Source organism: uncultured Alteromonas sp. (assembly GCF_963976965.1).
Classification (GTDB): domain Bacteria; phylum Pseudomonadota; class Gammaproteobacteria; order Enterobacterales; family Alteromonadaceae; genus Alteromonas; species Alteromonas naphthalenivorans.
Genome location: NZ_CAXBMP010000005.1, coordinates 1 through 14,675 on the forward strand (window position 1 = coordinate 1; position 14,675 = coordinate 14,675).

Below are 14,675 nucleotides of genomic sequence, written 5' to 3' on the forward strand. Positions count from 1 at the left end.
TAACCCACGAAAATGCGGGGGCTAGCACTTTTACAGGGAGTCATTGTGTCTATGTAGTAAAGTAAATTTTAAGGAAGTAGAGAATATGCCTGAATGGGGAAAGACTGCGACGTGGTTAATGTTAGTTACTGCTATCGTAGTGTTTTTGGCTGCTGTATTTGTAGTTGGTTCAACGATTGGGAGGCTATTCATATTAGGGGCTATTGAACTATCCATTCCCCAAATCGGAATCATTTGTGCTGGGGTCACTTCTGTTTCTGTTTTTGTACGTTGCGTTAAAAAATTGGAAGGTCGGGTAAAGAACGTGGGTGTGTAACATGCCACTTTATAAACAGCATGGATATAAAATTCAGTGGGTTTAACACGGGTATTCTAAAACAGATTGTAAGTAAAGTACTGCTAATAAGGTTTTCAAAATGGGCAATGAAAGTCATAACATGCACCTGCATTCATACTCACTAAGGTAGTTATGAGTATTGAAAAACCAACAATTTGGGGGAATGGTTCATACAAGCCTTCAGCTAAATGTCCTCAATGCGCATTGATAATGCACCTCAAAAACCAATGCCCACACTGTCATTATTGGTTAACTGATTTTGAAAAGCGGAAGCAGCAATACTTTTGGAAACAACAAAAGAGAGCTTCAATTCTAAAAGGTATTGTACTATTTCCTGCATTGCTCTTATTGTTGTACGTGGTTTTTACGTTATTTCTATACTGAGATAGCTATTTTGTATATTCACGCAAGGATGTTCCATGAATATTAGTGTAAATTTCATTTATATCGTTTTAATAGTTTTCTCCATCGCTCCAACCATCCTGTCTGTTTTTCTAGCTCGAAAACAAAAGCGCTCAATGTGGATTGCGGGTCTGGTCACTTTTTTTCTTGGCCTGTTCACATGGATAGGTAGTTGGATTTATCTTGGTGTTATGAATCTCATGCCTCCCAAACATGCAGCTAGTGAGTAGCCGTATAGCATCGCGCTCAACGTTTTACATGACCACATGAGCAAACCATTTGAGCACACGTCAATACGCCTTACACTTCGGCGTCTATCGGGCTAAAAAAGAGTGATAATTTTGCTTAGGTGAGTTATTGAAATATAGAAAGGATTAGAATGGTTACCCTGAGAGACTTCAATCAAAACGATATTGATAGGTTAGTGCACATCTTAAATGATGAGGCGGTCACCAAGTTTCTTTCTACTAAAATCCCTAATCCTTATACAAAAGAGGATGCGGCTTGGTGGGTTAATGAGGGCAGTCAATCTGGCATCATTAAAGCCATTTCTTACGACGATGTTTTAGTTGGTTGCATTGGCGTTAATCGAGGGCAGTTTGAATACGAGCGTTCTGGTGAGGTTGGCTATTGGCTTGATAAGCGCTATTGGCGTAAGGGCATAACAGCCGAGGCTATTCGGCAAATATCTGACTTTGTATTTACCCATACCAATATCGTGAGACTGTTTGGCGCTGTGTTTGCGGGTAACCACGCCTCTATGCAGTTGCTTTTGAAATCAGGCTTTAGCGAAGAAGCTATACTGAAAAAAGCCATTTATAAAAATGGAGGTTTTTACGACAAGCATGTTTTCGCGAAATTGAACTAGATTCATTACTGACTTTTTAACGCTATGTATAGTTAAAGAGCGCTTCTCAGGTAAAACCATAAAAGCTGTAGGGAAATAAAACACTTCTTTTAATACATCCCTAGCGAGCATATATCTCAGCCTTCGTTCAAGTAACAATATGATAACAACATGGGCTAATCACACGTAGTGATGGTATAAATAGAAATATTGTCACTGCGAGCGCCGGTGTGCTCGCCAATAACTTAAAAATTAAGGTGCTATTGTGGACTTTTTACTCAATATTTTAATTTCAGTTGGGTTTGTTATTTTTATCATTTTTATTGTCGGGTTGATGGCGGCAAAGAAGCTAAATTCGAAACAAGATTAACGGAGGCTCCCTCCCCCGTTATTACTGCTACTTATTGATAGATACCGCACTTAAAAAGGCGCAAATTTATCTTGCGGTTGAGATGGTACTGTCCACCTTTCAAGGGCATCAACATCAACGCTTTTTACACTTTGTGGTGGCATCTGACCGCGATTACCATACAACCAGAGTACGAAGTTGGTTCTTTCGCCACTGGTGATAGGCTGTGCCGCATGCGGTACGTTTCCACGGTGAAGCATAGCGCTGCCAGGCGTAAACGTTAGTGGGTTTACTTTCCCTGCTTTTACATCATAAAAATCCACTGTCGAACCCGTAAATGTTTCACCCGGAACGTTTAGATTAATATTTAACGTTACTGCTGACGCGTCGGTATGCGGTCTTATCGACGTATCGGTATTTGGCTGATAATGAATTGAAAAGCCAAAGGTTTGCGCGTCGTATCCCATAATTTCTGGAAACAACAATCGAGCGATAGGGCGCATATATGTGTCTAGCATAGTGCGATAAAACGCTTGGAAACTTGGCGCAGCCAAATAACCTTCTGAACGCTTATCTAGCATGGCACCACGGCGATTTAATACTATGCCGTACGGCGGTCTTAGTGCAATTTTGGCATCCCACACTTTTTCAAGATAGGCGCGTAACTCAACCAGCCTTTCAGGGTCGAAGAATTGGAATTGATACACGTCAGGTGATACCTCTTCTAATAGCGCTTTCACCTCTGTTTCTTTTTCAGGATTTTCCCACGCTTGCGTGACTGCGCTGCGTAATTTGGCATCTAGTAAAGAATCATCAAGGGTGAATAGGTTGTCTTTTTCACTGGCTTCCCACTCGCTCCACGCGTTGCTAAGCAACTCGTTATTTGAACTCCAAAACTGTTGCACGGATGGCGCACGATGAAGCATAGCCTCGCGGCTTGGTAAATCTAAAGCACGTGCTTGCTGTAATTGAGTAAATGTCATAATAAATTATCTCCAATGGCAAAATGGGGGCCAGGCGTTGTATTTCAAACCGGGCCCCAAACCTATGCCTATAATCTATTACACCTGATTTAGTTAATAAATGCGGCTATTCTGGAAACAGAATTAAGATTTAGAAGATAATCAAAAATGGATATTCGCTGCGATGATTTGCGATTTTCGCTTCAGTACATCAGTATTGTTTCCACCAGCGGTGTTAGTAAACTACATCGAATAGTTTTGGAAAAGGAGCATACCAATGAAGTTTCTTATTTTTTTAGGCACTGTTCGGGATAGCACGCCACCTAGGCCCGCTCGTCTTGGGGAGCGCGTGGCAAAAGCGGTAATGGCCTGTTTGCAGCTTCGCTATGACGAGCATGAAGTGGAGTTAATAGACCCATTAGATTATCCCTTAGACGCTATCTTTAAGCCCCATTTTGCCTATGCCAAAGGTAAGGCGCCTGCAGAATTAAATACATTGGCAGAGAAAATTGCCAATTGCGATGGTTATGTCATGGTTAGCCCCGAGTACAATCACTCTATGAGCCCTGCCCTTGCTAATTTGCTTAATCACTTCGGTAGCTCGTTATTTGCTTACAAGCCTAGTGCTATTGTCACTTATTCAGCTGGGCAATGGGGTGGTATGCGGGCAGCGGTAGGCATGCGTACTTTTTTGTCTGAGTTAGGCTGCTTGCCAGTGTCGGCTATGATTCATATTCCCAAGGCGCAACAAGTATTCGAAGAGAATGGTGAGATGTGTTCAGGGGAAGACCAGTCTTCGTGGTTTGATTACTTCACTCGTACTTTGAATCAATTGATGTGGTGGGCAGAAGCAGCCAAGCGCCATAGTGAAGATGTTAACCCTCATGAGGTGATTCAAAATTTTAAAACAGCACCGTCAGAGCGTAATGCGCCCTAAGGTAAAAAGCGCAATGCCTTCTAAATTAAAGAGGGCAATCGGGGCAAACTACCCAACCCGCACGTTGACGTGCTTTTAATTTGAGTTACTGCCGGTAAGTATGACGAAACCTATCTACATCGCTTTAGCTTTGCTGTATAACAAGCCTCTTCTTACCTTGTCGAGCGCACAGGAAACAAAATGAAAATATTAATACGTAATTTAGACAGACAAACTACACAAGAAGAGCTTGCGAGTTTATTCGAAGCTTTCGGTTCTGTGCAGTCTTGCACCATTGTGGTTGATGAAAAGAGCGGTGCCTCTAAAGGCTTTGGATTTGTAGAAATGCCTAAGCCAGGTGAAGCTAAAGCGGCCATTAAGTCGTTAAACAATCATGCGTTAGGCGATGCGAATATCCGCGTTAAGAAAGCAGAAGATAAACCCGAAACAAAGTAAATCCGATACAAAGAAAATAGTGGTAGTGCAAACCCTCCAGCATTGGTTCTCATTTTAAGTGGGATCTATATCAAGCTGGGGTCATATAAAGAAGTGAAGGTATGTATGAATATAGAAATCATAAAAGCAGATTATTTTGACGACGCACATAAGCAAGCTATTCCTTATTTGCTAAACGAATATGCGAAAGATCCTATGGGCGGCGCTGAGGCACTTTCTAAACATACCTACGACAACTTAGTCGATAAACTCTCTACACTACCCCATGCCTTTAGTATTCTTGCTTATGTTGACGGCAAACCCGCTGGGCTAATAAATTGCTTTGAAGCATTTTCTACTTTTGCCTGCAAACCACTTATTAATACTCACGATATCGCTGTGTTGCCAGCGTTCCGTGGTTTAGGGCTTAGCCAAAAAATGTTAGATAAAGTAGAGGAAATAGCGCTAGAGAAAGGCTGCTGCAAGATTACCTTAGAAGTATTAAGTAATAACACAGTGGCAAAATCGGCCTATGAAAAGTTTGGCTTTACCAGCTATGAACTGGCGGAAGGTGAAGGCCACGCGCTATTTTGGCAAAAGAAGCTAGGATAGCCTAAACGTGGAAAACGCACTTTTAATTATAACCACCGTGGTAGTTGGCCTAATTTGCGCCACGGCACTTATATTAGGCGCTATAGACTTACTTGCTAGGGCGTCTGAAATAGGGGTGAAAGGGCTTGTTCTTTACGTGTTGTGCTGGCTCTTGTTAAGCCCATTTATTGCAGCAGTTTCATTGCTGTAGGCTTTTACGTACTGTACAAGATAGTTGCACTTGCCTTCACAAAACGCACGCCATCGTAACTTGCCGCGCCTAGCTCAGTCTTAGCCAAACCTAAGTTCCAGCCTAGCCCCACTTCCACCAAACAAACAGCAGTAAAAAGCCAAACAAATACACCAAGCCTACATAGCTAAGCAATGTTACCCACCAGCTGGCTTTTGCATCTTCATGCAGCGAAGCACTTTTTACCAAACGATGATTTAGCCATGCAAACATGGGCGTGGTAACAAAGGCCAGTGTCATAGCAAAGCCTAACATGGCCAGCAGCGCAGATTTGAAAAACAGTACGATACTAAAACTAATGGCTGCCATAGCCAGTAGCACGGGAACGAATACTGCGTCACGCGCCATTTTCTTTGGTAATACCAACGAAATGGCTTCGGCAATCACGCGGGCATAGCCATCATAAACGGTTAATGCCGACCCGAATATACAAAGAAAGGCTACCACGGCAATAAGCCAGTGTGCCCAATCGCCAATGGTATTGGCGTAAAGGCTAACTAATTGCTGGGAAAAGCCTATACCGCCTGTTGCAAGTGTTTCGCCACTTCCGTGTAATACCAATGCGCCTAAGCCTAAAAAAAGTAAGGCTAGAATGGTGGTCACCGCATAACCTAGGTTAAAGTCGAACAAGGCATTTTTTGGCGTTACTGGTTGGTTTTGGCACTGGCGCCTTAACCATAACGACGTGATGCTAGATATCTCTATTGGTGCGGGCATCCACCCCATAGTGACCACTAAAAACCCTACGGTCGCGAGCGTCCAGGGTGATGGTGATTCAAAGCTAGGTGGCCTAGGCTCTAAATTCACCACTGCGGCGCAAAAGGCAGCGACGGTAGCCAACACCAGCACCCCCATGATGGCTTTTGCCACCCCTTCAAGGGCTTCAAAATGCCCTGCTAGCAATATAAACAGTATAGCCCCTAAAATAGCGGCCGACGCGATGGCAATAGAGACATTGAAAGGCAAAAAATAAGACAACAAACTTGCAGCAAATAACAAAAGTGCGGCGGCATTCACCACTGAAGCCAAGGCATTTAGGCACAATGCCACAATTAAATAACCCTTACCCATCTTATGGTAACCGAACTGCAAGGTTTGCCTAGTACTGATGGTATAGCTAACGCCTGCACGGAAAAAAGGGTACTTTAAAACGTTAACCGCCAGAATAAGTACCACCAACTGCCAACCGAATTTCGCACCAGCTTGGGTGGAGGCAACAAGATGGCTTCCGCCAACGGCGGCAGTGGCCATTAGAACGCCTGGGCCAAGTAACTGCACCATGCGCATGAAGCGTTGATAATGTGTGAGTGAAGTACTGTCGCTCAATCTTTTCCCTTAATCGCAAACTGCTAGAAGCGGTTACGGAGTATACCTATTCCCGTCACAAAATTGCGAGCTTCCAACAGTATTAGATTAAAATGAGTAAGAATTAGTACTTATTTAAAACGTATATAGCGCGCCGGTAAATACAAATTGGCTATCATCAGGGTAATCCCCTCGCTCGAAGCCGTCGCCTTTCAGCAGATAAGCCGCACCAATAGCTAGCCTAAGTGAAGGTTTTACCTCCCAACGCCATCTTGCTTCTAACTGTTGCCCAATGAAGTTATCTACAGACTCTGGGGCTTTTTGATACCACATGGCCTTATAGCTCACCATGATATTATGTTCTTTCGAAGGTTTGGTCACACTTCTCGCGCCCACTGTGTATAAGTTTTTTCGGGGCATAGCCTGATAAACATCTGTTGGGCCAAAATCGAAACGTCTTACACCATAAAGGCTATCAAAGTCGGTAATGGTATTATCTGCGCTATCATTGTCGCCGCTAATCGCGTCTATTTCCGCCCTTAGAAAGGTAAAGTCAGTGATTTTTTTACCCAAATTAGCGTGCACCATCCAGCTTTCTACATCTAGCTCAGTAGTATCACTTGCACTTGCGGTTTGGTGTGACGTGCCGGTTTGCCCAATCACTTCAATATTGGCTTTCCATAACTCTGCAAACGGTTTGGTGTACTCAACGGCAAGTGTATATATGTCACGATTTTTCGTGGCAAGTTTTTCAGAGTCTTCCTCTTTTAACCAGTAACTGTGAAGCTTCACGTTTTTATCTGGTGAAGTGACATATAAACCAAAGAACTCACGCTCACTGTAGCTTTTATCAAAAGCCCGTTCTGCGTCGGCCACTGCCCCGCTGTCGCTGGGTAATCGACTGACTGGCAGCAAGTAAAAACCACGGATGTTCCAATCGCTAACTTGATAATCTACCAGTACCCCATCGAATGCATTTTTGGTATTGCGGTACACGCCTTGTCCTATCAGCCTTCGACTGCCATGATCAAAGGTCACTCGTCCCGCCGTAATACCTTTTAAATATTGACTGTCTTGGGGCGTATAACGAGCGAAAAACTGTAAGGGCTCTAGCGTATTCACCTGCGCTGATTTTAACGTGGGGTCATTATCATCTAGCCATACGCGGGAGTCGGCTAACTCAAGAGTTACATTGAACACATCCCAATTAGCCTGTGCTTTCACTAACAGGCGAGATGAAACTCGTCGATTTACTTGGGCTCTATCTTCACTGGATGAAGGAAAAATAGGGTTATTGAGGTGTTCGTATTTAAGTCTATAAGAGCCACTAATATCAAATCTGGGGGCCTGGGCTTTCAAGGTCTGAGGTTTCAATGTTTTGATTTTCAAACTGTCAGCAGAGCTGATATTTGGGCTAGACGTAACACTTACTTCTGGAATGGGCTCTGCGCTGGCATTGGCATTGGCGGAAAACGCGAATGCGGCAGCCACAACAGTGCAGGGTAAAAAAAGATAAAACGCAACATTCTTAACTGGGTTTAGCCACCCATTTATACTACTGCATGTATACATTTACTGCTCTCTCGCTGGTTTTCCGCCGCTTTGGCAATGCTTATAGCTTGGTTAAAATACCAATTGGCAGACTAATCATTGAGCATATTCTCAACGCCTGAAGTAAATATGTGCATTGAAAGTTTTCCTTATATCTTTGGTATACACAGAGAGTAAATATATGTTTTACCTTACTTTGAGCTCACAAAAAAAGAGAGCAAGCTCTCTTTTTTAATAAAACTCTGGTATAGCCTTTACCGGTTATCGCATTGTCGCAAGTACTAAACCGTTAGCGCCTGTCGAAGTTAACCGGCTTTTTAGGATCTTGGTAAAAACCGTCTTTTAACAACCGTTTAAAGCGAGTTAGTTTCCCTTCTAATGTCAGTTCTTCTAAGCCTTTGTTGAAAAGCTCAATAAGAAGCCTGTCGTCATTTCTCCCCTTTGCTACCAGTAAATGCGTGGTGACGGTAGAGATAAACGGGTCGATAGTCATTACCGCTTGGCGCTGCTCTGCTGTAAAGTCTCGTTGAAGCAAGTACCAACCAGTAAGATCATCTATTGGAAATAAATCTATTTCACCGCTTACTAATGCCTCTAAATTCTCTTTGTCTGTAGCGTAAGTCGTTACTGTTGGGGTATTTTTAATATAAGTCGCTAGCTCGTTATTGTACAAATAGCCTTCTGTCACCCCCATTTTTTTGTCTTTAAGTTCGTCAAAACTCGACCATGACGCTATGTCAGACTTAGCATTTACATAAAAGACTAAGCTTTCGGCAGTGATAGGGTCGCTGTGCCAGAATTTCTCGCCTCTAGCGCGCACAAAATTACCGTAAGACAGTGCATCAAATTCGCCATTCAATGTGGCTTCTACCGCTTCATCCCACGGCATTGAGACAAATTCAACCACCACTCCGGTTTCTAAAAAAGCCTGTGAAATAATGTGGTTAATATAGCCGTTGTGCTCCATCTCTGAAGAGGTGTAAGGTGCATATTCAGTGGTAGCAATTTTAATTTTTAGCCAGGCATGCCCCCAGCTTTGCAGTGGGACTAACGCCAAAAGTAGTGTGAAAATAGCTAATAAACGCATAATCTTCCCTTAGAAATAGATACCTAAATTAATATTCAATCTGTGTGTTGTTTCTTGTCGACCACCTAGGTCTAAGCCCACGCCTGGACCGCCAGAAAACCACATATTTTTCCCTTGAATACTATCTACATAAACAAACAATTTGTCCCAGCCAAAACTACAGCCATTTATCCACTGCGATGAATCTCGGCCTGACGCTTCGTCACCCTGCGCCACACTGTACTCGGTATAACACGTAAGTGAGTTAATACGGGTGAATTTATAAGGTACGGAATACACCAAATTCGCCGAATATGTCGACCCATCGGCAGCCGCTAAGAATGGAAAGGTAAATGCAGAAAGCGAAATTCTATCGGTCGCTTGGCCTTCCGGTGCAGCTAAGTCGTACTCGTAATCAATGTATTGTAGTTCTACTTTAAAATCACCTTGCTGATGACGAACGTGAACGGCGTAAGCCGTCATGTCACCCTCTTCTAGTGTATCTAAATTTAATATATCGCCATATTGGTAAGACACACCAATGTCGGTAGTACTCCTAGGCAGCAGCTTCGCGGTATAGTTTGCACGTAAGTTGTATTGCCCATCTTCTTGGTTACGAAACTCACCATCATCGGCCACATCGAATGAGTAACGGCCAAATTCAGCGGCATCGTTATATTCATCATTCATGAAGTAAGCAGCTTGAAAGTCCCAATTACCGTAATCATGATTTATCTTAATACCGGCTTCATAGTCATCTTCAAAGCCTAAGTAGTAATTTACCGAAAACCAGAAGTTGTTTGAACCAAAGGGCTGTAAGCCGAAAGGAGTTTGGGTGATACCTGCGGTAATGTCGGTCGATTCGTCCCAATGGTAGGTAAGTTCGGCAAAGCGAATAGTGTCGAAATCGGTATTCTCGTACCATCGGTATTCTGCTTTATAGCTAAACTGATCTGACTCGCCAGCGACACCTAACTTAATAGATTCAAATTCGAATCCATCTCTTATCTCAGGTAGCTGCCAGTCTTGATGACCATAGTTAACCCGCACGTGGCCGCTTAAGGTAAAGGGCAGTTCGTCCGCCTTCACTGTTTGCGTATTGCAACCAAGAAGTACAGCTAAGGAAAGTAGTGGAAGTTGTCTGTTCATTCCTTGTCCTAATGTCAATTTACTCACAATGTGATGCACTCCATCATGGAAACCATTACTGTGATATATATTCCTTCAGTACAAATTATATAGAGTGAACCTTACAAAAAGATCATTGTCGTACACGAAATATGTAAAGCGCATTTGTCGATGAAGTACATTTCATTTGCGTTAAATAGTCGGTAATATTTCACAAAATTTACGTAAAACAAGATTCTATGCAGCATCACATTTCAGCTATTACCTTCCTTGTAGACAATTACGACAGTGCTATTGCCTATTTCACCCAAACCCTTAATTTTTCACTTACCGAAGACAGAGATAAAGGGGAAGGATCGCGCTTTGTATTAGTCACACCGAAAGGCAGTGCGACGTCACTCTTGTTAGCTAAAGCTAAATCGGACGAAGATAAAGCGATGATTGGAAAGCAAGCTGGGGGTAAAGTTTTTATGATTTTACATACCGATGACTTTTGGCGCGATCATCAATCAATGTGTGATAAAGGCGTTGAATTTTTAGAAACGCCGCGAGAAGAAGCTTACGGTACAGTAGCTATTTTTAAAGATTGTTTTGGCAATAAGTGGGATTTACTTCAGCCTGCGCCTGCCAACCTTAATTAGGTGTAACTACACCCTCTGGAGATTTGTTTTGTCCCCCATGAAGCGTTCAATCATTACCGACATTGTGGCTATATTAGCCATTGCGATACTCATTGCAACGGCGTTTTATGGGCTTGAAGCCAGAAAAGAAGTTATCTATTTATGTGATAACTTTACGCCAGGGGTATCGAAAAATAGTGTTGAACGACAATTAAATACCACCAATTTACTGGTATGGGATACCGAATTTTTAGCGGTTGGTAGCCGAATAGTGGCCTATAGCCCGCTAAACTTCGGCTACATGCACTGCCGTGTTGAATTCAACAGACAAGACATTGTGGTGTTTTCAGTGGTGGAATAACCCATTTTTCGCTCAGAAATAGTGCAATATTTACAAGTCAGCAACTTACCGTTTACTCTGCGGTTAAAAGTCGTAAAGCTGTGCGTACCAATAGATTTTAAGCTAAGCATGTTATCTAACCACAGCCCTGTATACCCTATCAGCGTAAACGTATAATTACAGCGTGTCTTATCAACTAAGAATCGCCACTTATGCAAAACTCCAATCACAGTGTTATCGAAGATATCTTTGCATTAGTTAGTGCCGGGTTATTCGTGGCATTTGGTGTATTTCTATTCCAGTCTCAAGATTTGATGGTGGGTGGCGCTGCGGGTATCGCATTGCTGGGGACTTACGCAATTGATATGGACTTTGGTGTTCTATTTTTCCTAATTAACTTGCCCTTTTATACCCTTGCTTGGACTCGCATCAGCAAGCGCTTCACATTGAATACGTTTATTTCTGTGACCACGGTATCGGTCTTAACTGAGCAGATCCCAGCCTTCGTCGACATTTCTAGCATTGATCCTATTTTTGCTGCCATTTTTGGTGGCTTGCTTATAGGCGTGGGCATGCTGATTATGTTCAGACATAGCTCTAGTTTAGGCGGCTTGGGTATTTTAGCGTTTTACCTGCAGTCTCGATTTAATGTGCGCGCAGGTACATTTCAACTTACGGTAGACAGCGTTATTCTGCTTTGCGGGCTTTTCTTTATTCCATGGCATTTAGTGCTTATTTCGATTCTAGCCGCGTTCTGCTTAAATATGGTCATTTCGTTAAACCATCGCCCAGAACGTTATATACCTGCGAATAAAGAGAGTGAAAAGTCGCCTGAAAAAAAGGGGCCTAGCGTGCAGTCGTGTGCAACAGTAAACACTAATCTACACGCTCAAAACAACTAGTCTGTTAATTTTTCGCCTGCGCTAAACGTAAAAAACCCGGCCATATCAATGCCGGGTTTTTATATTATTCCTAACGTAACGCTTTGTATCCTTGTCGCTACCCTACTGCTTTTTTCTGCACAGGCTTAAACGGTCGACTTACTAGTCCTCGATTCACCCTAGGGCGAGAAAACGAAGTACGCATACAAACCTCACTTACGTGATATACCCACAACAGTCGAAGATGAAATATTCATCTCAATACTGAAAGTGGGACGTTAGTATAGGCACAAGCGAGTGAAAAACACCCCATTGTTTCGGTGAATGGTCATTCATCAGCGCATTTACAAGAATGTAAACTACTGTAAGTACTAGCGATATTTCACTATGCGAGGTACACGGGCTGATACTCGGGTTAACAATTCGTAATCTATGCTACCGGCAGCTTCTGCCACCTCGTTAATAGGTACATTCTCACCCCAAAGTTCTACCCTATCGCCAATGTTAACGTTCGAAATATGGGTAACGTCGATGGTGATCATGTCCATAGACACACGCCCTGCTAGGCCAACGCGCTCGCCGTTTACGGCAACAGGCGTACCGTTAGGGCAATGTCTTGGGTAACCATCAGCATAACCAATACCTACCGTAGCAATGCGGCTATCTTTTTGCGCCACCCAGTTTTGACCGTAACCAACCGACTCGCCTTTTGGCACATCGCGAAGGGCAATAATACTAGAACGTAACGTCATGGTAGGGGCTAATGCCACATTGGCCGTATTTGGCTGGCCGCCGTAAACCGCAATGCCTAGGCGGTTCCAATCGCCACGGCTTTGTGGCCATTCAATGGTGGCCGGAGAATTAGCGATACTGACAGGAAGCGCTAACTGTGTAGCTATCTGTAAAAACGCACTAAGTTGCTTCTGCGTGAAGTCGTTACTGGTGTCGTCTGCACAGGCTAAATGAGTAACTAGCACGGTATCTTGCGTAATAAGCGACGCATATTGCTTAACAATACTCGGTAGCGTGTTCAGCACGAAACCCAACCGATGCATACCACTGTCGGCTTTTAGCCAAATAGTAGGCCGACGGTCTTCAGGGCAGGCTAACATCCATTCTAATTGCGCTTGATTGTGCATTACTAGAATACAGCCATGTGATGCAGCCATAGCGCACTCTTTAGCTTGGTGTGCACCTTCTAACACTACGATAGGCGCTGTTATCCCTGCCTCTCTAAGTGCAATAGCTTCTTCAATAATTGCCACTGCAAACCGAGGGGATACATGTTGTAGAATACGTGAAACGTTAACTGCACCATGCCCATAAGCATCTGCTTTTACCACCGCCATAGAACGGCTTGTAGGGGCTAATTCTGCTAATAGTTTAAAGTTACTTAAAATAGCATCAGCGTGAATAATGGCTTGGGTTTGACGGCTCACAGTAAACAGATAATCCTTTGTATTTGCATAGGGGCAGAGTGTATCACGAGTTGAATGAAATCGAATTCTCGGTACACAAATTTATGAACGCACGTACGAACTATGCTTCTGTTATCTTTTGCCCTATGGAGCACGCCTTGTTGGTTTGCGCCTCTCTGGTTTACGCTACAGGTTCGCCACATTATAATGCGTTGTAAATATGGTTAATTTGCTCTTACACATATATGCAAATTCAGTATGCTAGCCAAGACCTCCAGCATGAATGTATAGCAAATTAACTCCCATTGTCTTTCGTAAGGTATCACCATGCAGCCCACCGACTCATCACGCAGTATTCACCACCTCGCTAAAGATTTAGAACGGGTAGTGTCTGAAGGGCGAAACCCCAATACTGTAGATATTGATACCCTTTCCACAGAAGGAATGCTGGCGCGAATTAATCATGAAGACGCCAAAGTTGCCCCAAGTGTGGCAACCGAAATTCCTGCCATCGCCAAAGTGGTAAACGCCGCTGCACAAAGCATCGCAAAAGGCGGGCGACTCATTTATATAGGCGCGGGCACCAGTGGCAGGCTAGGTATTTTAGATGCAGCTGAATGTCGGCCAACCTTCAGTGTGCCAGATGGGGTTGTAATCGGCATTATTGCTGGCGGCGAACGAGCGGTTTTACACGCAGTTGAAGGGGCAGAAGATAATCGAGAAGCCGGCAAGCAAGATGTTATTAATATTACGCTTAGTCAACACGACACACTGGTTGGGTTGTCAGCAAGTGGGCGCACGCCTTATGTTTCAGGCGCCCTTGCGTATGCGCAATCTATTGGCGCGGCTACTGCGGCTATAGCCTGTAGCCCAAACTCGGCCATATTTGAACATGCCGATATTGCCATTTGCCCAGTGGTGGGCCCCGAGGCACTTACCGGTTCAACAAGAATGAAATCTGGCACTGCGCAAAAGCTGGTACTTAACATGATAAGTACCGCTACCATGATCAAGCTGGGCAAAACCTTTGAAAACTTAATGGTGGATGTCAACGCAACTAACGAAAAGCTAAAAGCCCGCGCCCTACGCATTGTGATGCAAGCCACTGAATGTAATGAACACGACGCCGCTACCGCGCTAAAAGCATCGAACAACAATGCAAAGCTGGCTATCTTAATGGTGCTAACGGGGGCTAATGCCGACGACGCGGCTAAACAATTGGTGGCCAGCAATGGCTATTTGCGTCACGCTGTAAAACAACCGCTTTAAAAGGCCAC

17 protein-coding genes are annotated in these 14,675 nt (G+C 43.7%); 11 read left to right on the forward strand and 6 right to left on the reverse strand.

All coding sequences use genetic code 11. The annotated features are described in order from the left end of the window. Positions 1-85: 85 nt before the first annotated feature. The 3 genes from AAC006_RS05445 (at position 86) to AAC006_RS05455 (ending at position 1,607) form a co-directional block, all read left to right on the forward strand. On the forward strand, positions 86-316 hold the full coding sequence (locus tag AAC006_RS05445) for a hypothetical protein (RefSeq protein WP_013785566.1): 231 nt from the start codon (positions 86-88) through the stop codon (positions 314-316). Positions 317-756: 440 nt separating this feature from the next. After that, positions 757-969 carry a hypothetical protein gene (locus AAC006_RS05450; protein WP_013785567.1) on the forward strand — a complete coding sequence of 71 codons (213 nt, stop codon included), beginning with the start codon at positions 757-759 and terminating at the stop codon, positions 967-969. Between the two features lie 149 nt (positions 970-1,118). Further along, positions 1,119-1,607, forward strand: coding sequence for a GNAT family protein (locus AAC006_RS05455; protein WP_013785568.1), 489 nt, complete (start codon positions 1,119-1,121; stop codon positions 1,605-1,607). A 399-nt stretch (positions 1,608-2,006) separates the two neighbouring features. Here AAC006_RS05455 and AAC006_RS05460 read toward each other — a convergent pair whose 3' ends face one another. After that, entirely contained in the window at positions 2,007-2,918 is a 912-nt protein-coding gene (locus tag AAC006_RS05460; protein ID WP_013785569.1) for a 2OG-Fe(II) oxygenase family protein, read from the reverse strand. 256 nt (positions 2,919-3,174) lie between these two features. On the opposite strand from AAC006_RS05460, the gene AAC006_RS05465 reads away from it, so the two are divergent. From AAC006_RS05465 to AAC006_RS05480, 4 genes are all read left to right on the forward strand, one after another. Next, complete coding sequence (locus AAC006_RS05465) at positions 3,175-3,834, forward strand: NAD(P)H-dependent oxidoreductase (RefSeq protein WP_126872888.1); 660 nt, start codon at positions 3,175-3,177, stop codon at positions 3,832-3,834. Positions 3,835-4,014: 180 nt separating this feature from the next. After that, positions 4,015-4,269, forward strand: coding sequence for an RNA-binding protein (locus AAC006_RS05470; protein ID WP_013785571.1), 255 nt, complete (start codon positions 4,015-4,017; stop codon positions 4,267-4,269). A gap of 105 nt (positions 4,270-4,374) precedes the next feature. Next, the gene (locus AAC006_RS05475) at positions 4,375-4,860 is read left to right on the forward strand and encodes a GNAT family N-acetyltransferase (RefSeq protein WP_013785572.1); all 486 of its coding nucleotides are present in this window, start codon (positions 4,375-4,377) and stop codon (positions 4,858-4,860) included. A gap of 7 nt (positions 4,861-4,867) precedes the next feature. Next, a complete protein-coding gene (locus tag AAC006_RS05480) occupies positions 4,868-5,050 on the forward strand; it encodes a hypothetical protein (RefSeq protein WP_013785573.1) in 183 nt (60 codons plus the stop codon). 102 nt (positions 5,051-5,152) lie between these two features. On the opposite strand, the gene AAC006_RS05485 is transcribed toward AAC006_RS05480, so the two are convergent. The 4 genes from AAC006_RS05485 to AAC006_RS05500 all read right to left on the reverse strand — a co-directional run bounded on the left by AAC006_RS05485 (position 5,153) and on the right by AAC006_RS05500 (position 10,160). Further along, positions 5,153-6,376, reverse strand: a complete 1,224-nt coding sequence (locus AAC006_RS05485) for a divalent metal cation transporter (RefSeq protein ID WP_049791839.1) — start codon at positions 6,374-6,376, stop codon at positions 5,153-5,155. Positions 6,377-6,529: 153 nt separating this feature from the next. Next, entirely contained in the window at positions 6,530-7,966 is a 1,437-nt protein-coding gene (locus AAC006_RS05490; protein ID WP_126872889.1) for an alginate export family protein, read from the reverse strand. Positions 7,967-8,234: 268 nt separating this feature from the next. Next, entirely contained in the window at positions 8,235-9,032 is a 798-nt protein-coding gene (locus tag AAC006_RS05495) for a transporter substrate-binding domain-containing protein (protein ID WP_126872890.1), read from the reverse strand. A gap of 9 nt (positions 9,033-9,041) precedes the next feature. Continuing rightward, a complete protein-coding gene (locus AAC006_RS05500) occupies positions 9,042-10,160 on the reverse strand; it encodes a hypothetical protein (protein WP_126872891.1) in 1,119 nt (372 codons plus the stop codon). Positions 10,161-10,378: 218 nt separating this feature from the next. Between AAC006_RS05500 and AAC006_RS05505 the strand changes: the two genes are divergently transcribed. From AAC006_RS05505 to AAC006_RS05515, 3 genes are all read left to right on the forward strand, one after another. After that, positions 10,379-10,780, forward strand: a complete 402-nt coding sequence (locus AAC006_RS05505; protein ID WP_013785579.1) for a VOC family protein — start codon at positions 10,379-10,381, stop codon at positions 10,778-10,780. A 37-nt stretch (positions 10,781-10,817) separates the two neighbouring features. After that, positions 10,818-11,120, forward strand: coding sequence for a hypothetical protein (locus AAC006_RS05510; protein WP_013785580.1), 303 nt, complete (start codon positions 10,818-10,820; stop codon positions 11,118-11,120). Between the two features lie 191 nt (positions 11,121-11,311). Continuing rightward, positions 11,312-12,001 carry a YitT family protein gene (locus tag AAC006_RS05515; RefSeq protein ID WP_126872893.1) on the forward strand — a complete coding sequence of 230 codons (690 nt, stop codon included), beginning with the start codon at positions 11,312-11,314 and terminating at the stop codon, positions 11,999-12,001. A gap of 350 nt (positions 12,002-12,351) precedes the next feature. Here the strand turns inward: AAC006_RS05515 and alr are convergent, their stop codons facing one another. Beyond that, on the reverse strand, positions 12,352-13,419 hold the full coding sequence (gene alr / locus AAC006_RS05520; protein WP_126872894.1) for an alanine racemase: 1,068 nt from the start codon (positions 13,417-13,419) through the stop codon (positions 12,352-12,354). Between the two features lie 306 nt (positions 13,420-13,725). On the opposite strand from alr, the gene murQ reads away from it, so the two are divergent. Beyond that, positions 13,726-14,667, forward strand: a complete 942-nt coding sequence (gene murQ / locus AAC006_RS05525; protein ID WP_013785583.1) for an N-acetylmuramic acid 6-phosphate etherase — start codon at positions 13,726-13,728, stop codon at positions 14,665-14,667. The last annotated feature ends 8 nt before the right edge of the window (positions 14,668-14,675 follow it).